Below are 24213 nucleotides of genomic sequence, written 5' to 3'. Positions count from 1 at the left end.
GTGCCTGCAGTCGGGTTGCGATGGGGCACGGAAAAACGGCTTGAATTCATTGATCTGCGATTGTTCTGGGACGGTGTCGTCAACCGGCAGGAACTCGCGGGAACGTTCGGCATATCCCTGCAACAGGCATCCGCGGATTTCGCCCGCTATCTGGAAATCGCCCCCGGCAATGCCGTCTACAATCGTGCGGCGAACGGTTATGTCCGCAGCGAATCTTTCCAACCGCGACTGACTGCTCCGGATTCCGCTCGCCACCTCGCTCACCTGAGGCTGATGGCTGAGGGCATCGTTGATGCGGGCTTTACGGGGCTTGGGCAGGTTCCCCCATTCGATGTCGTGCCCGGACCGGCGCGGCAAATCGATTCTCTGGTGCTGCGAGCTATCCTTGATGCCATCCGGGGACAGCAAGAGATTGGAATCACCTACCAGTCCATGTCGCGACCGGAACCGGAGCGGCGATGGATAGCGCCTCATGCGCTGGCCTTCGACGGCTTCCGCTGGCATGCCCGCGCCTGTTGCTCGCGGGATGGCCGCTTCAAGGATTTCGTGCTCGCCAGGATGTCGGATCCGGGGGCGATGCGGCCTGCCGCCGCCGATCCTGCCGCAGACGAGGCATGGCATGGGCGCGTGCGAACGATTATTGGCCCGCATCCGGGATTGTCGGCGGGGCAGCGCAAGGCCGTCGAAGCCGACTATGGCATGACCGGTGGCGTATCGGTGATCGACGTGCGGGCCTCCTTCCTCTGGTATTTCCTCAAGCATTTCGGGATCGAGGGTGACGCAGCCGCCAAGCCTCCCCAGGATCAGCACATCGTTCTGCTGAACCGGGATGATGTCATGACCGCCTTGTCCGCCCGGCAGGAGGCGTGACATGGAAGCGCTCATCCGGAAGCCTCTCAGTCCAGCCTTCCGGATGGCCCTGCTTGCCGGCGCGATGCAATCGGTGCGCCTGCATCTGAGCTCGGGCAGCGACGTCAATGCGACCGACGAGAAAGGACGCTCGCCATTGATTCTGGCGGCCTCTAGGGGACGCCTCGATCTCTGTCAGTTCCTGTTGGAGAAAGGCGCCGATCCAAGCATCCGGGATCACGAGGGCAACGACGCACTCGCGATGGCGCAGACAAAGGGGCAGACCGAGATCGCAGCCCTGCTGGCGGTGGCGGCAGAAATGCGGTCTGTTCGCGTCAACGGCGCGCATGAGGCCGCTGCATCAAACGACGATTTACCACGCCTGCCGGAGCCATCCGAAAAGCCGACTACAGAAAGTGAAGCGGACCTCGTCCCATCCAGTGTGATCGTTGCCGCATCGGATACTTCTGATGCCAACCTGGATGGCATCGATTTTCCTGCGGTCCTTTCCGGCGGCGATGAGCCAATCGATCTCTCTGCATGGCAGGAGGAGATCGACGGACCGCCTCCGCTGAATGATCCCGCCTGCGCCAATGGCGCGGCGGCACTCCAAAAATTCATTTCCCGGTATGTTCCCATCGACGTGGATGCCGATTGGAGCGACGTCGAAATCGATCTGCCGGAGCCGCACGATCTCATTCGCCGACGCGCGGCGCTCTCAGAGAAAGAACTGCTGGCGTTGCGCCTGCTGATTGTTGAGGCGCTCAGAGACGGCCGCATTCACGAAGACCGCATCGTCGACGCTCTTCCCCTTTCCGATAACGATGAGGATGCTGACGCCTCCGCTCTGGAAACCAGCCTGCGGTTCGTGCTGTCCGATCTTGGCGTTGAAATCGACGATGATCCGCAAGCGCCGGACATTGCTCCCGCTGCCGACGAGGATGACGAAGAATTCTATGGCGATGCCGTAGCGGAGGTGCTCGCCTTTCTCCGTCGCTGCCAATCGAGCGATTCCGATCCATTCTACCTTTATGTCAAGAACCTGCCGAATGACCGTCTGACCCGTGATGACGAGACCGCACTGGGCAAAGCGATCGAACAGGGCATGCTGGAGCTGTTCGCCGCCATGGCGGCGAGTCCGGCTGTTGTTGCAAGACTTCTTGCGGATGCCGGGGCCGTATTGCGCGGCGACATACCCGCGCGGGCGATGTTCGATGTGGTTGCGGGAGCTGAAGAGACTTCCGAGAATGAACCCGATGGCGAAGAGGAGAATGACAGCGAAACGGGGGAGCAAATCCAGGTGGAAAACAGCATCCTCCAACTTCCCCCTAACATCGGCGAACATCTGCAAGCCATCATCGCCGGTTGCCGGCAGGCGGGTCAGGACAGATCGGAACTTGCCGCACATCTCTTCCTTGCTGGTCTGGCGCCGGATTACCGCGCGCAGCTGCAGGACATTGCGTGCAGAGATGAAACCGCCAGTTCCTTGCGGGAGCGGATCGAGGCTGGTTTCAAAAAGGTCGAAAAGGCCAAGACGCGCTTGGTCGAGGCCAATCTCAGGCTGGTGATCTGGGTCGCCAAGAAGTATGGCAGCCTCTCTTTCATGGACAGGATCCAAGAAGGCAACATCGGCCTCATGCGCGCTGCCGAGCGTTTTGACTACAGGCGCGGCGCAAAGTTCTCCACCTATGCCGTCTGGTGGATCCGGCAGGCGATCACTCGCGCCGTCGCCGATGCGAGTAGGACCATCCGCCGCCCTGTTCATGTTCAGGAGACCCTGCGCAAGATTGAGAGGGCGCGTCAGCAGTTGCACGCCGAAACGAGTCAAGTGCCCGAGGCAGAACAGCTTGCGGCGTTTCTCGAACTGCCTGTCGATCGCGTGGCGAGGTTGCTGAACGTTCCAGAGGAGCCGATCCCGCTGGATGGCGAGGAGTTTGACCGCATCCAGAACATTGTCGATGCAAGCATGCCGACGCCGGAAGAGGTTCTGGCAATCTCCGGCATGCAGATGCTGGTCAGGTCGCAGCTTGAAATTTTGGACGGGAGGCAAAGGGACATTATCTGCCGGCGGTTCGGTATCGATTGCGATGAGCAGACGCTGGAGGAAATCGGCCGGTCCTATGGCGTCACGCGGGAACGCATCCGGCAGATCGAGGCCAAGGCGATGAAGACGCTTTCGCATCCGGGCCGGATCAAGATATTACAGGCGATCCGGTGATGGCGGCGCTTACTTCTCCTCCCTCCCGGTTGCCGCCCGGCTCCCGCTCCGCCCCGCCACGCGCCTCGGCCATGATCGAAGCGCTGCGTGGGCTTGGCTATTCGACCGCCACCGCCCTTGCCGACATCATCGACAACAGCATTTCCGCCGGGGCCGCCTCAGTGGCGCTCGATTTCGCCTGGGCCGGAGAGGCCAGCCATGTCTCCATCCTCGACGATGGCTGCGGGATGGATGAACATGCGCTGGACAGGGCCATGCGGCTTGGCGAGAGAAGCCCGCTCGATGCTCGGGCGGCGGATGATCTCGGCCGCTTCGGGCTTGGCCTCAAGACGGCTTCGTTCTCGCAATGCCGGAGACTGACCGTCGCCAGCATCCGTGACGGCCGCATGAACTGTCTGCGCTGGGATCTCGATGTGCTCGCCTCCAGCCCGGATGACGGCTGGCATCTACTCGAAGGCCCTGCAGTAGGCTCCGAGCACCTGTTGGAGCCCCTGATCGCGGCAGGACAGGGAACACTGGTAGTCTGGGAGCGGCTTGACCGGATCGTCACGCCCGGCGCCACGGAACAGGATTTTCTCGATCTCATCGATGGCGTGGAGCGGCATCTCGCCATGGTCTTCCACCGCCATCTCGACGGCGGACGTCCCGATCTGCGGCTCTCCCTCAATGGCCGGTTGGTCGCGCCGTGGGATCCCTTCCTCCGGGAGCATCCGGCAACCTGGTCTTCGCCGGTGGAGCGGATCCGCTCGGCAGGCGGCCTGCTGGAGGTGCAATGCCATGTCCTTCCGCACAAGGATCACCTGACCGGGCAGCAGGAACAATCGGCGGCGGGGCCGCATGGCTGGACGGCGCAGCAGGGATTCTATGTCTACCGCAACCGGCGACTTCTGCTCGCCGGAAGTTGGCTCGGCCTCGGCCAAGGGCGCGCCTGGACCAAGGAAGAGGCGCACCGCTTGGCTCGGCTGCGGCTCGACATCCCCAATTCCGCCGATGCTGACTGGAAGATCGACATCCGCAAATCAACGGCCAGCCCGCCGGTCGGCCTGCGGGCGCATCTGACGAAATTGGCGGAGGAGACGCGCGCCCGGGCGCGTCGCGTCTTCGCCCATCGCGGCCAGCCGGTGGCGGTTGGCGGCAGCCGCCCTGTGGCCCAGGCATGGCAGGCCGAGCATGCGGCGAACGGCATGCGCTACCGCATCGACCGTGAGCATCCCGCGGTGCGCTTGGTGCTCGACGAGGCGGGCGATCTTGCCGCTCCCATCCGCGCCATGTTGCGGGTGATCGAGGAGACGGTGCCGGTGCAGCGCATCTGGCTCGATACGACGGAAGGACGGGAGACGCCGCGCACTGGCTTTGCCGGTGAGCCGCCGTCGGAAGCGCGCACCGTGCTGATGGTGATGTACCGCAATCTCGTCTTGCGCAAGGGCGTGTCGCCGCAGCTCGCGCGGGAGCAACTCCTCCACACAGAACCCTTCAACAGCTACCCGGATCTCGTCGCGGCTCTTCCCGATGATCCACACCAGGGAGAACATGATGGCATCCGCGACTGATCAGAGGATCATCAAGCTCGTACAGGAACTGCTGCTCGACGAGGAGGACAAGGCGGTCATCACGCCCGCCCTGATCGGCGAGAAGATTGATCTTGTTCTCGCGATGAACCCGAAATGGCGCGAGGGCCATGACCGACAGGCGGCAACGGATGAACTCATCCGCCGTTTCAGCCTGTGGATCGGCCAGGATGCCACGCTCCAGAACAATGAAGGCCACAAGGACTGGCTGACGGCCGTGCGCAAGCAGGACTGGCGCTATTGGCAACGCTATCGCGAGTGGCTGGAGCGCAAGCTGTCCATCAAGGCGGTCGATGCGCTCGACCGCTCCACCGATTCCGTCCTTGCCCTGCTGGAGGATCCGGAACGCGAGGGGCCATGGGATCGGCGCGGTCTGGTGGTCGGGCATGTGCAATCTGGTAAGACCAGCCATTACAGTGGTCTCATCTGCAAGGCGGCCGATGCCGGCTACAAGATCATCATCGTGTTGGCAGGCCTGCACAACAATCTGCGCTCCCAGACGCAGATGCGCCTGGATGAAGCCTTCCTCGGCTTCAAGACCACCGTCCTCGACGATGAAACCCTCGAACTGATCGGCGTTGGGGAGATTGACGCCGACCCGCTCATCCGACCGAACTTCGCCACCACCCGCACCGAAAAGGGGGATTTCAGCACGAAGATCGCCCGCAATCTCGGCATTACGCCCGAGCAGCGTCCCTGGCTCTTTGTCGTCAAGAAGAACAAGACCGTCCTGACCCGTCTGCTTGGCTGGATCCGCAACCATGTGGCCAACACCCACGACAGGGAGACCGGCCGACGCCTCGTCACCAACCTGCCGCTCCTGCTGATCGACGACGAAGCCGATCACGCCAGCGTCGATACCAGGGAGATGGCTTTTGACGAAAACGGCAGGCCGGATGAAGAGCATGAGCCGACGGCCATCAACCGGCTCGTCCGGCGCATCCTGCACAGCTTCTCGCGCTCGGCCTGTGTCGGATACACGGCGACCCCCTTCGCCAACATCTTCATCCATGAGCAGGCTGCCACCCGCGAGGAAGGGCCTGACCTTTTCCCCTCCGCCTTCATCATCAATCTCGCGGCGCCCTCGAACTATGTCGGTCCGGCCAGGGTGTTCGGAACACGCGCCGAGACGGGACGCAGCAGCGGCCTGCCTCTGGTGCGGCACGTGGCGGATTTTGAAGGCTGGATGCCGACAAAGCACAAGAACGGCCATTTCCCCCTGTACGAAGGGCAGAACGAACTGCCTACCTCTCTGAACGAGGCCATCGACGCCTTCGTCCTTGCCTGCGCCCTGCGGCGGCTGCGCGGTCAGGAAGCGGAGCACTGCTCGATGCTCGTACATGTGACCCGCTACACCTCCGTCCAGAGAGCCGTTCATGCCCAGGCCGAAGAACGCGTGCGTCATCTTCGGCAGCGGCTGCATCGAAGAACCGGAGGACATGAGGAGATTCTTGCCTCCCTGCGATCGCTCTGGGAGCGCGACTTCGTGCCGACCACTGCCGCCATGGCGGCGGAAATGCCCGATGAGGTCGGCAGCTTCACGGGGGCGACCTGGGAGGAGTTGGAGCCACTGTTGGCAGAAGCCATGGACGACATCCAGGTGCGCATGATCAACGGCACCGCCAAGGATGCCCTCGACTATGCCGAGAACCAGAAAATGGGACTCAAGGTGATCGCCATCGGCGGCGACAAGCTGGCGCGCGGTCTCACCCTCGAAGGGCTCACAGTCAGCTACTTCCTGCGCGCCTCGAAGATGTACGACACGCTGATGCAGATGGGTCGCTGGTTCGGCTACCGGCCGGGCTATCTCGACCTCGGTCGCCTCTACACAACCGGCGAGTTGGTTGAATGGTTCGAGCACATTGCCGATGCCTCGGAGGAACTGCGCGAGGAGTTCGACTTCATGGCGGCGAGCGGCGCCACCCCGCGCGAATATGGCCTTAAGGTGCAGTCCCACCCCGTGCTGACGGTGACCTCCAGCATCAAGATGCGTACCGCCAGGAATCTTGAACTTTCCTTCAGCGGCGGCCTTTCCGAAACCGTGAACTTCCACCGCGAGCCGGTTATTCTTCAGCGGAATCTCGAAGTGACCCGGCGACTGGTCGCATCGCTCGGCACACCTGAAACCAATCCCAGTCGCCCGAGAAATGGTTCGGTGCACGAATGGGAAGGCCATCTGTGGAACGATGTATCCGCCGATGACGTGGCAGGATTCCTCGATGGCTATCGCGGCCATCCCGAGGCCCGCAAGGCAAACAGCGCGCTGCTGGCAGAGTTTATCCGCTCCCTCATCCCAAGCGGAGAACTGACACGCTGGACGGTTGCCTTGATCGGTGGTGGCGAAGGGCAAGCGGTTCCCTTCGGGGATGGGATTACTGTTCGGGCGCTCCGGCGCGCCGCGCATGGACGGCATCCGGACCGCTACTCCATCCGACGCCTCATGTCCCCGCGTGACGAGGCGATCGACCTCGACCAGGCGGCGTGGATTCGGGCGCTCGATGAAGCGCGGCGCGCTTTCCGCGCTGATCCCGGTCGCAATGAGGGGCGTAACGAACCGGACGCGCCGAACGGTCCGGCCATCCGGAAGGTTCGTCCAAAAGAGTGCGGCGTCCTGTTTCTTTATGCCATCGATCCGGCGCTGGCCGGTCCAGATGCCAAGCTGCCCGCCGATGCACCGCCCGTCATCGGCTTTGCCGTCAGCTTCCCCGCCAGCGAAACCGGTGTGCGTGTGAGGTACCGCGTGAACAACATCTATTGGGAACAGGAATATGGCGGTGCCAACTGACATGAACGACCTGCGTGCGGCATGGCGCGCGCTCTCTGGTGGTCACGACAGTGAGGGGTGGAAGACCATACCAGTCGCCACTACAGCGCCGTGCGTGCTGTTCGCGGGACGTCGCCTGCCGGGCGACGAGGAGGCCCTCATGGTCGGCTTCCGCAACATCAACGCGGTTCCTGATTCCCAACTGCCACAGGGGCACGGCTTCGAGGTCTCCCGCCTTCCCGCCGATTTAACGGGCGGTGACCGTTTCCGGGTGGCGCTTGCCCGCAGGCCGGGAGGCAGTCCGGAACTCTTCGCCATGATGGCGGAAGATCTGCTCCGGCTCATCGAGGATGGTACAACGCGGGACGAGAACGCACTGCTTCACAGTTTCCTTTCGCGCATCCGGGCTTGGCAGGACTTCATGGACCGCCACAGAGAGGGGGTACTTTCCGCCGAGGCGGAACTCGGCCTGTTCGGCGAACTCGTTCTCATCGATCGCATGATTGAGATAGGAATGCCCGAGAGGCACGTAATCGAGTACTGGCAGGGTCCGCTCGACGGCTTGCAGGACTTCATGCCGGGAAGCGGCAGTATCGAGGTAAAGACAACGCTTGCGGTGGGCGGCTTTCCTGCAACCATCTCTTCTCTCGAACAGCTCGACGACAGTCTGCGCCAGCCGCTCTTCCTCGCCGCCGTGCGCCTTGCCCTCGGTCCGTCGGGCATGACGCTGCCCGCCAAGGCCGACGCGATCCGCGAGAAACTCGGCGGCAACCAGGCAGCACTCGACCTGTTCGATCTACGCCTAATGCAGGCCGGACTTTTGAGTCCGGCGGCGGAGCGGTATGCGAGGCACTTCCTGCACGTTTCCACCGCCGTCATGCAGGTAGGCGACGGCTTTCCGCGCCTCACGCGGGCGCATGTGCATCCCGCCATCCGCAAGGCCCGCTACGAAATCGATTTTGATCTAGCGGGGGCGTCCGACATCGGCCTTGCACGCGCGCTTGAACTTCTCGGGGTGGCTTGAATGAAACTTGATGAATTTCTCTTGCAGACGCGGGCGGAAGTGAAGGAGGCGATCGCCGATCGCCTTGCCGTGCCTGGCGGCTCCTACCCCTACGAGGAGACGGTCTTCACCGAGGTCGTCATGGAGCACATGTCCGAGATCGGCATGACCTTCGAACCGGAGGCGTGTCACTACGAGGTAACCGTCGGCAATGCCCGGCTGCGCCTCAGCGGCTATGCGGTTTCCGAGGATGCTGATCAGCTCGATCTGTTCGTGAGCCTCTATGCGGATGTCGAGACCATCACTCCGATTCCGGACTCGGAGACCAAGATAGCCGCGGAGCAGTGCTTGCGTTTCCTTGCTCGCTGCGCGCAGGGTCGTCTTGCCGGCACGATGGATCAGTCCAACGACGCCTATGCGGTCGCGCACACCATCAAGGATGTCTATCCGAACCTTGATCAGATCCGCATCTATGTGCTGACCGACCGGCAGGCCAAGGCCAAGAACTTCAAGACGCGCGAGGTGCAGGATAAGACGGTCAAACTGGAGGTCATGGATATCGAGCGCCTGTGGCGTCACTGGTCGGAGGGCAAGCCGCGCGACGAATTGGTGGTCAATTTCGCAGAGGTATCGGGCGGCGCACTGCCATGCGTCTATGTGCCGGGTGAAATGACGGATTATGACTATGCCCTGACCGCGATCCCCGGCGAGGCGTTACGCTTCATCTACGAGAAATACGGCGCACGCCTTCTGGAGGCCAACGTCCGCTCGTTTCTGAGCGCCACGGGCAAGGTGAACAAGGGCATCAGCGAGACGCTGAAGAAAGCGCCCGAGCGTTTCATGGCCTACAACAATGGTATTGTCCTCGTCGCCGACGAGATGCACATGGGGCAGGCTGAAAACGGCGCGCCGGGCATCCTATGGCTCAAGGGCATGCAGGTTGTGAACGGCGGCCAGACGACGGCCTCTCTCTACTTCACGAAAAAAAAGGCCCCGGAGACGAACATTTCCCGCGTCCGCGTTCCAGCCAAGATCATCGTGCTGCGCGCCAACGATCCCGCTGGAGAGGAAGGGCTCATCTCCGACATCTCGAAATACGCCAACAGTCAGAATGCGGTGAAGCTGTCCGACCTCTCGGCCAACAAGCCCTTCCACGTCAAGATCGAGCAGCTTTCCCTTGCGACCTACTGTCCGGACGGCACAAGCCGCTGGTTCTACGAGCGCGCGGCCGGCAGCTACAATACCATGATGGCTCGGGACGGCACCACGCCGGCAAAGCTCCGCAAGCTAAAGACCGACATTCCCTCGTCGCGCAAGATCACCAAGACGGACTTGGCGAAATTCCTCAATGCCTGGGATCGCAAGCCCCACCACGTCAGCTTCGGTGCGCAGAAGAACTTTGAGCGCTTCATGGCCGGCTTCTCCAACGGGGAGGATCACCCGGAGATGCCGCTGCCGGATGTCGCCGCCTGGAAGCAGATGGTCGCCAAGGCGATTCTGTTCAAGACGGCACACAAGCTGATCCGTCCGATGTTCCCGGCCTTCCAGGCCAATGTCGCAGCCTATACCGTGTCCGTTCTCTCCGAACGGCTTGGCGACCGGCTCGATCTCGACAAGATCTGGCAGAAGCAGGGCATTTCCGCACAGTTCCAGGAGCAGATCCAGGTCTGGGCACGGGAAGTGAACGACGCGCTTCATCAGGGCGCCAACGGCAGGATGATTTCGGAATGGGCCAAGAAGGTGGAGTGCTGGGAAGCGGTGCTCCGGGCGCCTTTCTCCGAGCCTCTCATCGGCATCCCTGAACTGCGATGAGGTCACGGGAATGCTGGTTATTTCCTCAGACCAACTTGCGGGAGCAGATCTCTTTATAGATGCCGTGTATGAAGGACGCCGGAACGGGAATGCCGGGGACGACCCTCTGCCCGCATTGCTTGGTGTAAGCAACCAGGGAGGTTTCAGGATTTTAGGTTCCCGGGAGAGGCCACGGCTTGTCGTGCTTACGACCAGCATGGACGATCCAGAATGGCCGGACAATCTCGACCATGAAACCGGCGTTTTTACGTACTTCGGAGACAATAAGAAGCCCGGGCGCGAACTGCATGACACGCCCCGGTACGGCAACCTGCTGCTCCGGAACATGTTTGAGGCGTTGCATACCCGGAAACGCGATTCCATTCCTCCGGTACTGGTCTTCGCCAGTGCCGGGCAATACCGGGACATGATCTTCAAGGGATTGGCTGTCCCCGGCGTCGCGGGTCTCTCCCCGCTGGATGATCTAGTCGCCGTATGGAAGACCACCCAAGGCAGGCGGTTCCAGAATTATCAAGCGAAATTCACGATCATCGACGTTCAGAATCTCTCGAGGTCTTGGCTCAAGATCTTGCAGGCAGATGGCCCATGGCGGCAGGCTGCACCGCAGGTTTGGCGTGAATGGAATACCACGGGACGTGCCCATCCGCTAAAGGCAGTGCGTTCCCTGGAAATCCGGAGCAGGAGCGAGCAACTCCCATCGGGGACGGACAACGATCTTCTTGGGCTCATCCTCAATAGATTTTCGTCCCATCCTTACGCTTTTGAGGCTTGTGCCGCCGAGATCGTGCGACTGTTCCTCGGCGAGGGCATCGTGTCTGTCGATCTGACGCGTCCCGTTCGCGACGGCGGTCGGGACGCGGTCGGGAAATACCTGATCGGCCGCGGCACTTCGTCCGTACTGGTGGATTTCTCGATGGAAGCGAAGTGCTACAACCCTTCGAGGTCGGTCGGTGTAAAAGAGCTGTCCCGGCTGATTTCCAGGCTTCGCCACCGGCAATTCGGTGTGCTGGTGACGACATCCTGGGTTAACGCCCAGGCATATGAAGAGATCAAGGAAGACGGGCATCCGATCATTGTCATCTCCGGAGGAGACATCATCAGGATCCTGAAAGAAAAAGGGATTCCGACGCGCGAATCCGTGAACGCTTGGCTGGACTCGCTCGGGGACAGCGCGCCATGACAGGCATCCCCTCGCCAGGGCCGCGACGCCACAAAGGCGATATCATGTCCCCGGAAAAGCGCAGCGCGGTCATGGCGCGGATCAAGGGGAAGGATACCGGCCCTGAACAAAGGATGGCCGCTGCGCTCGCAGAATCCGGCCTTTCGTGGGAAAGCCATGCGCGCGACCTGCCAGGGCGGCCGGACTTCGTATTCCGGGAAGAGAAGGTCGCGGTTTTTGTGGACGGAGACTTCTGGCACGGCTGGCGCTTTTCCCAGTGGCGGGACAAACTGTCGGAGAAGTGGGAAGCTAAGATCGACAGCAATCGCCGTCGCGATCTCCGAAACCGCCGCCGCCTGAGACATATGGGATGGAAGGTCGTGCGTCTCTGGGAACACCAAGTCGCGGCGGACATCCAAGCCTGTGTGTCCAGAGTGCTGCAGCAATTCGGAACAGGAGCATCCGATGCATTTGCTGCCTGGCCAGGAAACCGAGAACCTGGTAACGAAGAATCATGAAACCGAGGGTGCTGGATCTCTTCTGCGGGGGCGGCGGAAGCAGCTGGGGCGCACGTAGCGCGCAAGCGGAGATCGCTTGCGCGGTCGACGCATGGTCTGTCGCCGTGGAAACCTACCGGGCCAATTTCCCCGAAGCCCGGGTCATACAGACCACGCTCAATGAAGATTCATGTCCCTCTCTTCTCGGAGACATAGAGGACATTGACCTGATCCTTGCCTCTCCTGAGTGCACGAACCATACGTGCGCCAAGGGCAGCCGACCACGCGATGAGGACAGTAAGCGGACTGCAAACTATGTAATCAGGTTCGCTGAAAAGCTGAAGCCGCGCTGGATTGTCCTTGAAAATGTCGTCCAGATGCGCAGCTGGCATGGGTATACGCCGCTCATCGATGAGCTCCGCACACTAGGATATAATGTTCTTCCGCAGGTGCTCGATGCCGCCGATTTCGGTGTCCCGCAAACACGCCGGCGTCTCTTCCTGCTTTGCGACCGGGAGGCTGTTCCTGTTCCGGTGGAGCCCTTGAGGAAGGGGCGTCGTTTGCGCAGAGCAGCCGATGTGATCCAGTTTGATGGACCCTGGAAATCTCGTCCCCTGTATTCCGATCGCCGTGCTCCTGATACCCTGGTCCGGGCGGAACGGGCCATCGGCGAGCTCGGCAAGGGGAAACCCTTTCTCATCGTCTACTACGGCTCGGATGGTAGCGGTGGCTGGCAGCGTCTTGATCGTCCACTGCGTACTCTTACGACACTTGACCGGTTCGGCCTCGTCACGTGGGAAGGGCGAACACCGATGCTTCGGATGCTTCAGGTGCCTGAACTCATGCGGGCCATGGGCTTTGAAGCGAACTATATCCTGTCCCTCGGCTCGCGACGGGACCGGATCAAGATCCTAGGCAACGGCGTCTGCCCTCCTGTTATGGAAGCAGTTGTCCGATCGCTCACGCGGCAAGTCGAGCTACTGCAGGCGGCGGAGTAGCGAGTTCGCCGGTCTTTATTGATGCAGGTGAGCTTGATGGTTTGAGTCGATTTTCCATTGACGAGGCCGGCGGATTGCACGCTGCTCCGTATTTTTATTGCATTTTCCTCACCCTCTGCACCAAAGAAATTCATGTGGCGCTAGGGTCTCGGAAACTGCTAGCAATTTCAAACGGTTAATCGCTCCGTACTGCCAACGCGAAAGTCCACAGGTACGGAGAGAAAACGCGAAAACGGAGAAAACCGGGCCGGAGACCGACTGCCGGCAGTGCAGAGGTCGAGTCGGCAATGTGTTGGAATTGTTTGGATATTTCTGCGTCCGCGCAGGGTCAAGAGACGCGTTAAAGCAGTGGGATGGCGGAGGGAGCGGGATTCGAACCCGCGATACGGTTTCCCGTATACACACTTTCCAGGCGTGCGCCTTCAACCGCTCGGCCACCCCTCCGCTCAATTCGTTTCGGAGCCCGGCGGCCGGCGCGGGAACCTTGCGAATCGGCGCGCAATATAACCGTCATCGACGCCAGCGCAACCCGCATCCCGAACGATTGGCTTCGCCCGGCCCCTGCCCTAAGGTGCGCGCCCCGAATCCCGCCTGGACGCCGAAATGACCGCAGCCGACCGCATCGTCGAAGCCATCGCCGCCGACATCTCCGCACGGCCCGAGCAGGCGAGGGTCGCGATCGAGCTGATCGATTCGGGCGCCACGGTCCCCTTCATCGCGCGCTACCGAAAGGAAGCGACCGGCGGCCTCGACGACGGCCAGCTGCGCCTGCTCGAAGAGCGCCTCGCCTATCTGCGCGAGCTCGAGGCGCGCCGCGCCGCCATTCTCGAAAGCGTCAGGTCGCAGGACAAGGCGACGCCCGACCTTGAAGCCAGGATCGCCGCCGCCGCGACCAAGGCCGAGCTTGAAGACATTTATCTTCCCTTCCGCCCCAAGCGCCGCACCAAGGCGGAGATCGCCCGCGAACGCGGCCTCGGGCCGCTCGCCGAGACGCTGCTCGCCGACCGCCGCGCGATCCCGGCGGAGCTCGCCGCGGCCTATCTCGGCCCCGAAGTTTTGGACGCCAAAGCCGCGCTCGACGGCGCGCGCGACATCCTGGCCGAAAGCTTCGCCGAAAACGCCGAGCTCGTCGGCGCGCTGCGCGCCCATATGCGCGACAAGGCGGCGCTGCGCGCCCGCGTCGTCGAGGGCAAGGAGGAGGCGGGCGCGAAATTCTCCGACTATTTCGATCATGTCGAGCGCTGGAGCGGCGTCGCCGGCCATCGCGCGCTCGCCATGCTGCGCGGACGCAACGAGGACGTTTTGACGCTCGACATCGAAGTCGACGCCGACAGCGAGGGGCCGTTCAAGCCCGTCGAGCTGATGATCGCGCGCCATTATTCCATCGCGCCGCAGAACGGCCCGGCCGACGCCTTTCTGATGGAGACGGCTCGTTTCGCCTGGCGCGCCAAGCTCTCGCTGCATCTGTCGCTCGACCTCATGAACGCGCTGCGCGAGCGCGCCGAGGCTGAGGCGATCGAGGTTTTCGCGCGCAACCTCAAGGATCTGCTGCTCGCGGCCCCGGCCGGCGCGAAGGCCACCATGGGGCTCGACCCCGGCATCCGCACGGGCGTCAAGGTCGCGGTCGTCGACGCGACCGGCAAGCTCGTCGAAACCTCGACGATCTATCCTTTCCAGCCCCGCAACGACGTCGTCGGCGCCGAGGCCGAGCTGCGCCGCCTCATCGCCCGACATGGCGTCGGCCTGATCGCCATCGGCAACGGCACCGCGAGCCGCGAGACCGACCGGCTCGCCGCCGACGTGCTGAAATCCCTGCCCGCGCCGCAGCCGACCAAGGTGGTGGTCAGCGAGGCGGGCGCCTCGGTCTATTCGGCCTCGGCGCAGGCGGCGGCCGAAATGCCCGACGTCGACGTTTCGCTGCGCGGCGCGGCCTCGATCGCGCGGCGGCTTCAGGATCCGCTCGCCGAGCTCGTGAAAATCGAGCCCAAGGCGATCGGCGTCGGCCAGTACCAGCATGACGTCAATCAGGCGAAGCTCGCGCGCGCGCTCGACGCCGTGGTCGAGGACGCGGTCAACGCGGTCGGCGTCGACATCAACACCGCCTCGGCCCCCCTTCTCTCGCGTGTTTCGGGTCTGTCGGCCTCGCTGGCGCAGGCGATCGTGCAGCACCGCGACCGGAACGGCGCGTTCAGAACGCGCCGCGCCCTGATGGAGGTGCCGCGCCTCGGCCCGCGCGCCTTCGAACTCAGCGCCGGCTTCCTGCGCATCCGCGACGGCGACGAGCCGCTCGACGCCTCCTCGGTGCATCCTGAAGCCTATGGCGTGGCGCGGCGCATCGTTTCGGCCTGCGGGCGCGACCTGCGCGCGCTGATGGGCGATTCGCGCCTCCTGAAATCGCTCGACCCGGCGAAATTCGTCGACGAGCGCTTCGGCCTGCCGACCGTGCGCGACATCCTGCTCGAACTGGAGAAGCCCGGCCGCGACCCTCGCCCCGAGTTCCGCACGGCGACGTTCGCCGAGGGCGTCGACGACATCGGGGCGCTCAGGCCCGGCATGACGCTCGAGGGAACCGTGACCAACGTCGCCAATTTCGGCGCCTTCGTCGACGTCGGCGTGCACCAGGACGGGCTCGTTCATGTGTCCCAGCTCGCCGACCGCTTCGTCAAGGACCCGTCCGAGGTGGTCAGGGCCGGCGATGTGGTGAAGGTGCGCGTGCTCGACGTCGACCTGAAGCGCAAGCGCATTTCGCTCACCATGCGCAAGGAGGCGCCGGGCCCCGCCGCCGAGGGGCCGCGCTTCGAGCCCGCGACGCGGGCGCAGCGCCGGCCGGCGCGCGACGACGCGGCGCCCGCAAAGGGGCAAGGCGCGCTGGCGGCGGCCCTCGCCGAGGCGATGCGGCGCAGATAGGGCGCGTCGCGAAGCTGTTTGAGCCTGTTTATTTCGCAACGCAAAATAACGGGGCGTCTTCGGGCGCCCCTCTTTTTTGGCTTTTTTGCCGTCAAATGTGCTCGATCACGCATCTGACTCGCGCGCAGACCCTATATTTGGGCCAGTTCTTCACTGTTTCGAAAGCTCGGCGGCCGAGCATCGAAACCGGACCACATGTCCGCTTCCGTTTTCTTATGCGCCGCAACATCGGACCTAGCGCCATGATGGACGCCGCTCTCGACCTTCTTGAAATCCGGGGCGTGGAGCCTCCGGTTGACGATTCCGTCGCCGTCGCGACGACGCGCACGCTCGACCTCGCGCCGGCCCGCACGCGGCGCGAGCATGACCTTCTGGGCGAGGCCGACATTCCGGCCGACGTCTATTGGGGAATCCACACGCTGCGCGCCGTGCGCAATTTTCCGATTTCAGGCGTGCCGGTCGGGCATTTCCCCGAGCTCGTGCGCGCGCTCGCCCTCGTCAAGCAGGCGGCGGCGCGCGCCAACCGGCGCCTCGGCCATCTGGAGCCCGCCCGCGCCGACGCCATTGAGCGGGCCTGCGAGGCGGTCGCGACGCAACCGCGGTTCGCCGACCAGTTCGTGGTCGACGCGGTCCAGGGCGGCGCCGGCACCTCGACCAACATGAACGCCAATGAGGTGATCGCCAATGTCGCGCTGGAGCTGATCGGGCGCCGCCGCGGCGACTACGCCGCGATCCACCCGATCGACGACGTCAACATGGCGCAGTCGACCAACGACGCCTATCCGACCGCCCTGCGCCTCGCCGTCGTGTTCGCCTCCGAGCGCCTCGCGCAGGCGCTGCAGGACCTTGCCTTCTCCTTCAAGGCGAAGGCGGTCGAATTCGGCGACGTGCTGAAGATCGGCCGGACCCAGCTTCAGGACGCGGTGCCGATGACGCTCGGCCAGGAGTTCGACGCCTTCGGCGTGACCGTCCGGGAAGACGTCGACCGCCTCGGCGAGGCGGCGAGCCTGCTGCGCGAGGTCAATCTCGGCGCGACCGCCATCGGCACCGGCGTCAACGCCGATCCCCGCTACGCCTCGCTCGCCGTCGCCGAACTCGCGCGGCTGTCGGGCGAGCGCCTCGTCCTCGCCGCCAATCTGATCGAGGCGACCTCGGACATGGGCGCCTTCGTCACCTTTTCGGGCGTGCTCAAGCGGATCGCCGTCAAGCTCAGCAAGATCTGCAACGACCTGCGCCTGCTCTCCTCGGGCCCGCGCGCCGGCTTCGGCGAGATCAGGCTTCCGGCGGCGCAGGCGGGCTCCTCGATCATGCCGGGCAAGATCAATCCGGTGATCCCGGAGGTCGTGAGCCAGACCGCCTATCTCGTCATCGGCCACGACCTGACCGTGACGCTATGCGCCGAAGGCGGACAGCTCCAGCTCAACGCCTTCGAGCCGACCATCGGCTATTCGATTCTGACCTCGCTGCGGATGCTCGCCAACGCCGTCGAGACGCTCAACCAGCGCTGCGTCGTCGGAATCGAGGCCGACCGCAAGCGCTGCCTCGACCTCGCCCAGAACTCGATCGGCCTCGTGACCGCGCTTGCGCCGATGCTCGGCTATGAAGCCTGCTCGCGCATCGCCCGGCGCGCGCTCGTCGAGAACCGCCGCGTCGCCGATATCGTGCTCGAGGAAGGGCTCATGAGCGAGACGCAGCTCGCCGACCTTTTGGGCGTCGAGAACATGACGCGGCCGTCGCGCATGGCCTCGCCCGCCTTCGAGCCGAAGCCGTAGCGCGCGGCTTCAGGGCCCGGTCCTGCGCTTCGCCCGGACCGTCGCCTGCGCGGCGGCGAGCCGGGCGATCGGCACGCGGAACGGCGAGCACGACACATAGTCAAGTTCAAGCTCTTCGCAGAAGGCGATGGTGGCCGGATCGCCGCCATGCTCGCCGCAGATGCCGAGCTTGATGTCTTCACGCACGGCCCGGGCGCGCTGGGCGGCGATCGAAACCAGTTCGCCGACGCCCTCGCGGTCGATGGTCACGAACGGGTCGCCCGGCAGCAGCCCGGCCCCCACGTAGCGGCCAAGGAAGGAGCTTGCGTCGTCGCGCGAAAGGGCGAGGCAGGTCTGGGTCAGGTCGTTGGTGCCGAAGGAATAGAATTCGGCGCTTTCGGCGATCTCGCCGGCGCGCAGCGCCGCGCGCGGCGTCTCGACCATGGCCCCGACCGTATAGGAGACGGCCTGGCCGGTCTCGGCCGCGACCGCGGCGGCGGCGGCGTCGATCTGGCGCTTGACCATGTCGAACTCCGCCTTCGCGATGATGAGCGGAATCATGATCTCGGGCCGCGTCGGCGCGCCGGAGCGGGCCTGGGTCTCGGCCGCGGCCTCGAACACGGCGCGCGCCTGCATGTCGGCGATCTCGGGAAAGGCGATCGCGAGGCGCACGCCGCGAAACCCCAGCATGGGATTGACCTCGCGCAGCTCGGCGAGGCGGCGGCGGATCCTGTCGGCGTCGAGGCCGAGCGCCCTCGCCACCTCGGCGATCTCATGCTCGGTCTGCGGCAGAAACTCATGCAGCGGCGGGTCGAGCAGGCGGATCGTCACCGGCAGCCCGGCCATGATGCCGAACAGCTCGATGAAATCGTCGCGCTGCATCGGCAGAAGCCTGTCGAGCGCGGCGCGCCGGCCCTTTGGCGTGTCGGCGAGGATCATCTCGCGCACGGCGTTGATGCGCTCGGCGTCGAAGAACATGTGCTCGGTGCGGCAGAGCCCGATCCCCTGCGCGCCGAACTTTCGCGCGACGCGCGCGTCCTGCGGCGTCTCGGCGTTGGCGCGCACCTCCATGCGGCGGGTCTCGTCGGCCCATTTCATGAGGGTCGCGAACTCGCCCGTCAGCTCCGGGCGGCTCATCTTGACCTCGCCCTTGATGACCTGGCCGGCGCCGCCGTCGATCGTCAGCACGTCGCCCTTGCGGAACACCTCGCCGCCGACTGTCAGCGTGCCCGCGCCATAGTCGACGCGCAGCGCCGCCGCGCCCGAGACGCAGGGCTTGCCCATGCCGCGCGCGACCACGGCGGCGTGCGAGGTCATGCCGCCGCGCGTCGTCAATATGCCTTCGGCGGCATGCATGCCGTGGATGTCGTCGGGGCTCGTCTCGACGCGCACGAGAATGGTCTTGCGGCCGATGCTTTTGAGCTGTTCGGCGGCCTCCGCCGTGAAGACGATCTCGCCGGTCGCGGCCCCGGGCGAGGCCGGCAGCCCCGTCGCGATCACCGGCCGGTCGGCGGTCGGGTTGATCGCCGGATGGAGCAATTGATCGAGCGAGGCGGGCTCGACGCGCAAAATCGCCTCCTCGCGCGAGATCAGCCCCTCCTCCGTCATCTCGACCGCGATGCGCAGCGCCGCCTTGCTGGTGCGCTTGCCGCCGCGGGTCTGGAGCATCCAGAGCTTGCCGTCCTCGACGGTGAACTCCATGTCCTGCATGTCGCGGTAATGGCGCTCGAGCAGCCTGGTCACCTCGACGAAGGCCCTGAACGCCTCCGGCATCGCCGTCTCCATCGACGGCCTGTCCGATCCGGCCGCGATCCGGGCGGCCTCGGTGATGCTTTGCGGCGTCCTGATGCCGGCGACCACGTCCTCGCCCTGCGCATTGACGAGAAATTCGCCGTAAAGCGCCTTTTCCCCGGTCGAGGGATTGCGCGTGAAGGCGACGCCGGTCGCCGACGTCGGCCCCATGTTGCCGAACACCATGGCCTGGACGTTGACCGCCGTGCCCCAGGTGTCCGGCACGTTGTGGATGCGGCGATAGGCGATGGCGCGGGGGTTGTTCCAGGAGCCGAACACGGCGCCGATCGCGCCCCAGAGCTGTTCGTGCGGGTCCTGCGGGAACGGCCGGCCGGCCGCGGCCTCGACCTTCTCCTTGAACACGTCGACGAGCCTGCGCCAGTCGTCGGCGGAAAGATCGGTGTCGAGCGCGACGCCCTGCGCCTCCTTGTAGAATTCGAGCTCATCCTCGAATTCATGATGCCCGACGCCGAGCGCCACGTTGGAGTACATCTGGATGAAGCGCCGATAGGAATCATAGGCGAAGCGGGCGTCGCCGGCGCCGTGGGCCATGGCCTCGACCGTCACGTCGTTGAGGCCGAGGTTCAGCACGGTGTCCATCATGCCGGGCATCGACGCCGGCGCGCCGGAGCGCACCGAGACGAGCAGCGGGCGCTCCTCGTCGCCGAAGCGGCGCCCGGTCAGCGCGCCGACATGGTCGAGCGATTCGGCGACCGCCGCCTCAAGGCCCTGCGGATAGCTGCGCTGATGGGCGTAATAATAGGCGCAGACCTCGGTCGTGATGGTGAAGCCCGGCGGCACGGGCAGGCCGAGATTGGCCATCTCGGCGAGATTCGCGCCCTTGCCGCCGAGAAGCTCGCGCAGCTCGCTTGATCCTTCGGCGCGGCCGTCGCCGAATCCATAGACCCATTTGACCATGCCGGCCCCCCGCCGAAGCCTCGCCGCGCAGACAACAACTGGCGCCGGGAACGGGCGCCAAACCTCGCGAGGCTGTGGCTTAAACGCCGCGCCCTGCGACGAAATGGCCCTGCCGTTCTCTCTTCGCGTTGCGGCGCCAAAATTTTTGGTTATTCATCTTCGAAGGCGGAGGCAAGATCAAAATCGCCTTCGATCAGACGAGCTTGACGGCGCTGGCCTTTTCGTGATGGGAGACCGGTCGGCCGCCGACGTGCGAGCAGTGGGAGGAGAGAGGGCCGTCCACGGCGAATCAGGGCCGCGGCGCGCGCCGCGACAGGCGCGTCAAAAGCGCAAGGGCGGCTAAGCCCAAAGGTTGTAAGAGCCGCGGGCGGCGAGCCCAGGGCCGCAAGATCAAGAGGCCAGCGTGACGATTTCTCCGACACCCCTGCTCGACACGATTCATACGCCGGCCGATCTGCGCCGCCTGCCCGAATCCGACCTCGCCCAGGTCGCCAAGGAGCTGCGCGACGAGACGATCAGCGCTGTCTCCGTCACCGGCGGCCATCTCGGCGCCGGCCTCGGCGTCGTCGAACTCACCGTCGCGCTGCACTATGTGTTCGACACGCCCGAAGACCGCCTGATCTGGGACGTCGGCCATCAGGCCTATCCGCACAAGATCCTCACCGGGCGGCGCGACCGCATCCGCACGCTTCGCCGCGGCGGCGGGCTGTCTGGCTTCACGCGGCGCGCGGAAAGCGTCTACGACCCCTTCGGCGCGGCGCATTCCTCGACCTCGATCTCGGCCGGCCTCGGCATGGCGGTCGCCAACACGCTGTCCGGGCGCCCCGGCAACGTCATCGCCGTCATCGGCGACGGCGCCATGTCGGCGGGCATGGCCTATGAGGCGATGAACAACGCCGGCGCGATGCATTCGCGCCTCATCATCATCCTCAACGACAACGACATGTCGATCGCCCCGCCGGCCGGCGCGCTGTCGTCCTATCTCGCCCGCCTCGTCTCGGGCGGCGCCTATCGCTCGGTGCGCGAGGCGGCCAAGCAGCTCGGCCGGCTGCTGCCGCGCTTCGTCTACGACCGCGCCCGCAAGACCGAGGAGTTCGCCCGCAATTTCTGGGCCGGCGGCACCATGTTCGAGGAGCTCGGCATCTATTACGTGGGCCCGATCGACGGCCACAACCTCGACCAGATGCTGCCCGTGCTCAAGAACGTGCGCGACTTCAAGGAGACGGGCCCGATCCTCGTCCATGTCGTCACCCAGAAAGGCAAGGGCTACGCCCCGGCCGAGGCGACGCACGACAAATATCACGCCGTCAACATGTTCGACGTCGCGACCGGCAAGCAGGTCAAGCCGAAGCCCAACGCGCCGGCCTATACGACCGTGTTCGCCGAAGCCCTCGTCAAGGAGGCCGAGAAAGACGACAGGATCGTCGCCGTGACCGCCGCCATGCCGAGCGGAACGGGGCTCGACATCTTTCAGAAGGCCTTTCCGGACCGCACCTTCGACGTCGGCATCGCCGAGCAGCATGCGGTGACCTTCTGCGCCGGCCTCGCGGCGGAAGGATTCAAGCCTTTCTGCGCCCTTTACTCCACCTTCCTGCAGCGCGGCTACGACCAGGTCGTGCATGACGTCGCGATCCAGAACCTGCCGGTGCGCTTCGCCATCGACCGCGCCGGCCTCGTCGGAGCCGACGGCGCGACCCACGCCGGCTCGTTCGACGTCGCCTATCTCGGCGTCGTGCCCAATATGGTCGTCATGGCCGCGGCCGACGAGGCGGAGCTCGTCCATATGGTCGCGACGGCCGCAGCCCATGACTCCGGCCCGATCGCCTTCCGTTATCCGCGCGGCGAGGGCGTCGGCGTCGAAATGCCCGAAACGGGCGAGATCCTCGAAATCGGCCGCGGCCGCGTGCTGCGCGAAGGCAAGCAGGTCGCGCTTCTTTCGCTTGGCGCGCGCCTCGCCGAGGCGCTCAAGGCGGCGGAAGAGCTTGCAAGCTTCGGCGTCTCGGCCACGGTCGCCGACGCGCGCTTCGCCAAGCCCCTCGACGAGGAACTGCTGATGCGCCTCGCGTCGACGCATGAAGCGCTGGTCACGATCGAGGAAGGCTCGGTCGGCGGCTTCGGCTCCTTCGTGGCGCAGAAGCTCACGGACGCCGGCGCGCTCGACGACGGCGCGCTGAAGTTCCGCTCGATGGTCCTGCCCGACGTGTTCCTCGACCACGACAAGCCCGAGAAGCTGTACGCGCAGGCCGGGCTCGACGCCGCCGCCATCGTCGCGAAGGTTCTGGCGCTGCTCGGCGTCGAGCACGGGCGGCGCGACGCAAGAATCGCCTGACGACGATGGGCGCCGCCGCGGGGCCGGGCGACCGACGCCTGCGCGCAGACGTCCTTCTCGTCGAGCGCGGCCTGTTCGAAAGCCGCGCCAAGGCGCAGGAGGCGATCGCCGCCGGCCTCGTTTCGGCGGCGGGACGCGTGCTGTCGAAAGCGTCCGAGCCGTTGCGTCCTGACGCCGAGATCAAAGCCTCGGCCCCCTATCCTTATGTGTCGCGCGGCGGCGTCAAGCTCGCGGCCGCGCTGGATCATTTCGCCTATGAGCCGCGCGGTCTCGCCTGCCTCGACGTCGGCGCGTCGACCGGCGGATTCACCGACGTTCTCCTGCGCAGGGGCGCGGCGCATGTCGCGGCGGTCGACGTCGGCCGAGGCCAGCTTCATCCCTCCCTTCGGGCGGACCCGCGCGTGCTGTCGTTTGAAGGCGCCGACATTCGCGCGTTCGACTCCCAAACCCTGCCCGAGCCGCCGCGCTTCGTCGTCATCGACGTCAGCTTCATCCCGCTCGGCCTCGTCCTGCCGCCGGCGACCGCGCTCGCGGGCGCGCCGGCCACGCTCGTCGCGCTGATCAAGCCGCAGTTCGAGGCGGGGCCGGCGCATGTGTCGAAAGGACTTGTGCGCGACCCGGCCGTGCGCGCCGCCGTCTGCGCGCGGCTGCGCAAGAGCGCGGCGGCGCTCGGCTGGCGCGTCGACGGCGTGATCGCGTCGCCCATCGCCGGCGGCGACGGCAATCTCGAATTCCTGCTCGGCGCGCGGCGATGATCAGCCTGCGCCAGAAACTCGCCGTGGAGCGTCTCGACGCGCGCGGCGAAGGGCTCGCGCGCCATGACGGCGCCGTCGTCGCCGTGCCTTACGCCCTGCCGGGCGACGTTGTCATCGTCGAGCGCGACGGGCCGCGCGCGACGCTGGTCGAGATCGAGACGCCAGGCCCCGACCGCGTCGCCGCCTTCTGTCCCCATTACGGCGTTTGCGGCGGCTGCGCGGTGCAGGCGCTCGCTCCTGCCGCCTATGCGCGCTGGAAGGAAAGCCTGCTCGCCGAGGCGCTGCGGCGCGCCGGACTCGAGACGCGCCCCGAGCCCCTGCTCGACGCCCATGGCGAGGGGCGCCGCCGCGCCGTGTTTCACGCGCGCATGGAAGGCGGCCGCGCCCGCGCCGGCTTCATGGCCGCGCGCTCGCATGACATCGTCGAGATCGAGACCTGTCCGGTGCTGGAGCCCCGGCTCGCCGGGGCGCCCCTGCTCGCCCGCGCGCTGGCGACGCGGCTCGCCGGGGCCGGCAAGCCGCTCGACATTCTCGTGACCGCGACCGAGACGGGGCTCGACGTCGATCTGCGCGGCCATGGGCCGCTCGGCGCCGACGCAACGCGCGCGCTCGTCGGCTTCGCGCTGCGCCAGGATCTCGCGCGGCTCTCGAACCACGGGGCCGCGGTCGCCACGGCGCGCGCGCCCGTCGTCGAGATCGGACAGGCGCGCCTCGCCCTGCCGCCCGGCGCCTTTTTACAGGCGACGCGCGCCGGCGAGGAGGCGCTCGCCGCGCAGGCCGTCGCGGCCCTGCGGGGCGCGCGGAAGGTCGTCGACCTGTTTTCAGGCGTCGGCGCCTTCGCGCTGCGGCTCGCCGAATTCGCCAATGTGCGCGCCGTCGACGTCGACGGCGCGG

The 24213-nt window shown here is 65.2% G+C and carries 15 protein-coding genes and 1 tRNA gene; 14 read left to right on the top strand and 2 right to left on the bottom strand.

Translation table 11 applies throughout. The features are described 5' to 3' along the window. The 9 genes from ACILRB_RS14300 to ACILRB_RS14260 form a co-directional block, all read left to right on the top strand. The coding region (locus ACILRB_RS14300; protein ID WP_395666967.1) for a WYL domain-containing protein at window positions 1-870 on the top strand (870 nt) is incomplete at its 5' end. 1 nt (window position 871) lies between these two features. After that, entirely contained in the window at window positions 872-3067 is a 2196-nt protein-coding gene (locus tag ACILRB_RS14295; protein ID WP_395666966.1) for a sigma-70 family RNA polymerase sigma factor, read from the top strand. 71 nt (window positions 3068-3138) lie between these two features. Continuing rightward, complete coding sequence (locus ACILRB_RS14290; protein ID WP_395666965.1) at window positions 3139-4617, top strand: ATP-binding protein; 1479 nt, start codon at window positions 3139-3141, stop codon at window positions 4615-4617. After that, window positions 4598-7420, top strand: a complete 2823-nt coding sequence (locus ACILRB_RS14285; RefSeq protein ID WP_395666964.1) for a Z1 domain-containing protein — start codon at window positions 4598-4600, stop codon at window positions 7418-7420. The genes ACILRB_RS14290 and ACILRB_RS14285 overlap by 20 nt, the downstream gene beginning before the upstream one ends. Window position 7421: 1 nt before the next feature. Further along, window positions 7422-8423, top strand: coding sequence for a PD-(D/E)XK motif protein (locus ACILRB_RS14280; RefSeq protein WP_395666963.1), 1002 nt, complete (start codon window positions 7422-7424; stop codon window positions 8421-8423). Then, complete coding sequence (locus ACILRB_RS14275; RefSeq protein ID WP_395666962.1) at window positions 8424-10214, top strand: AIPR family protein; 1791 nt, start codon at window positions 8424-8426, stop codon at window positions 10212-10214. Between the two features lie 10 nt (window positions 10215-10224). Further along, window positions 10225-11394, top strand: a complete 1170-nt coding sequence (locus ACILRB_RS14270) for a restriction endonuclease (RefSeq protein WP_395666961.1) — start codon at window positions 10225-10227, stop codon at window positions 11392-11394. Between the two features lie 44 nt (window positions 11395-11438). Then, complete coding sequence (locus ACILRB_RS14265; protein WP_395666960.1) at window positions 11439-11891, top strand: very short patch repair endonuclease; 453 nt, start codon at window positions 11439-11441, stop codon at window positions 11889-11891. Then, a complete protein-coding gene (locus ACILRB_RS14260; RefSeq protein ID WP_395666959.1) occupies window positions 11888-12868 on the top strand; it encodes a DNA cytosine methyltransferase in 981 nt (326 codons plus the stop codon). The genes ACILRB_RS14265 and ACILRB_RS14260 overlap by 4 nt, the downstream gene beginning before the upstream one ends. Before the next feature lie 354 nt (window positions 12869-13222). Here ACILRB_RS14260 and ACILRB_RS14255 read toward each other — a convergent pair. Further along, window positions 13223-13312, bottom strand: a tRNA-Ser gene (locus ACILRB_RS14255). A gap of 159 nt (window positions 13313-13471) precedes the next feature. On the opposite strand from ACILRB_RS14255, the gene ACILRB_RS14250 reads away from it, so the two are divergent. Next, the gene (locus ACILRB_RS14250) at window positions 13472-15775 is read left to right on the top strand and encodes a Tex family protein (RefSeq protein ID WP_395666958.1); all 2304 of its coding nucleotides are present in this window, start codon (window positions 13472-13474) and stop codon (window positions 15773-15775) included. A 245-nt stretch (window positions 15776-16020) separates the two neighbouring features. After that, complete coding sequence (locus ACILRB_RS14245) at window positions 16021-17547, top strand: aspartate ammonia-lyase (RefSeq protein WP_395666968.1); 1527 nt, start codon at window positions 16021-16023, stop codon at window positions 17545-17547. A gap of 9 nt (window positions 17548-17556) precedes the next feature. On the opposite strand, the gene ppdK is transcribed toward ACILRB_RS14245, so the two are convergent. Next, entirely contained in the window at window positions 17557-20235 is a 2679-nt protein-coding gene (gene ppdK, locus ACILRB_RS14240; RefSeq protein WP_395666957.1) for a pyruvate, phosphate dikinase, read from the bottom strand. A 403-nt stretch (window positions 20236-20638) separates the two neighbouring features. On the opposite strand from ppdK, the gene dxs reads away from it, so the two are divergent. The 3 genes from dxs to ACILRB_RS14225 all read left to right on the top strand — a co-directional run. After that, complete coding sequence (gene dxs, locus ACILRB_RS14235; protein WP_395666956.1) at window positions 20639-22564, top strand: 1-deoxy-D-xylulose-5-phosphate synthase; 1926 nt, start codon at window positions 20639-20641, stop codon at window positions 22562-22564. Between the two features lie 5 nt (window positions 22565-22569). Further along, window positions 22570-23319: a TlyA family RNA methyltransferase gene (locus ACILRB_RS14230; protein ID WP_395666955.1), complete on the top strand. Its 750-nt coding sequence runs from the start codon at window positions 22570-22572 to the stop codon at window positions 23317-23319. Continuing rightward, window positions 23316-24213, top strand: an 898-nt coding sequence (locus ACILRB_RS14225) for a class I SAM-dependent RNA methyltransferase (RefSeq protein ID WP_395666954.1), incomplete at its 3' end; no start/stop codon positions are given. The genes ACILRB_RS14230 and ACILRB_RS14225, both read left to right, overlap by 4 nt.

The organism is Methylocella sp., assembly GCF_044226135.1.
In the GTDB taxonomy this organism is placed as follows: Bacteria; Pseudomonadota; Alphaproteobacteria; order Rhizobiales; family Beijerinckiaceae; genus Methylocapsa.
The sequence above is the reverse complement of the archived record's forward strand: the minus strand, read 5'-3'. Positions and strand labels throughout refer to the sequence as shown.

Excerpts from the sequence above, each read along its gene's own strand:
- ppdK (WP_395666957.1), bottom strand. The coding sequence starts at position 20,235 with ATGGTCAAATGGGTCTATGGATTCGGCGACGGCCGCGCCGAAGGATCA.
- ACILRB_RS14285 (WP_395666964.1), top strand. The coding sequence starts at position 4,598 with ATGATGGCATCCGCGACTGATCAGAGGATCATCAAGCTCGTACAGGAA.
- ACILRB_RS14290 (WP_395666965.1), top strand. The coding sequence starts at position 3,139 with ATGATCGAAGCGCTGCGTGGGCTTGGCTATTCGACCGCCACCGCCCTT.
- ACILRB_RS14275 (WP_395666962.1), top strand. The coding sequence starts at position 8,424 with ATGAAACTTGATGAATTTCTCTTGCAGACGCGGGCGGAAGTGAAGGAG.
- ACILRB_RS14230 (WP_395666955.1), top strand. The coding sequence starts at position 22,570 with ATGGGCGCCGCCGCGGGGCCGGGCGACCGACGCCTGCGCGCAGACGTC.
- ACILRB_RS14260 (WP_395666959.1), top strand. The coding sequence starts at position 11,888 with ATGAAACCGAGGGTGCTGGATCTCTTCTGCGGGGGCGGCGGAAGCAGC.
- ACILRB_RS14270 (WP_395666961.1), top strand. The coding sequence starts at position 10,225 with ATGCTGGTTATTTCCTCAGACCAACTTGCGGGAGCAGATCTCTTTATA.
- ACILRB_RS14250 (WP_395666958.1), top strand. The coding sequence starts at position 13,472 with ATGACCGCAGCCGACCGCATCGTCGAAGCCATCGCCGCCGACATCTCC.
- ACILRB_RS14265 (WP_395666960.1), top strand. The coding sequence starts at position 11,439 with ATGTCCCCGGAAAAGCGCAGCGCGGTCATGGCGCGGATCAAGGGGAAG.
- ACILRB_RS14280 (WP_395666963.1), top strand. The coding sequence starts at position 7,422 with ATGAACGACCTGCGTGCGGCATGGCGCGCGCTCTCTGGTGGTCACGAC.
- ACILRB_RS14245 (WP_395666968.1), top strand. The coding sequence starts at position 16,021 with ATGGACGCCGCTCTCGACCTTCTTGAAATCCGGGGCGTGGAGCCTCCG.
- ACILRB_RS14295 (WP_395666966.1), top strand. The coding sequence starts at position 872 with ATGGAAGCGCTCATCCGGAAGCCTCTCAGTCCAGCCTTCCGGATGGCC.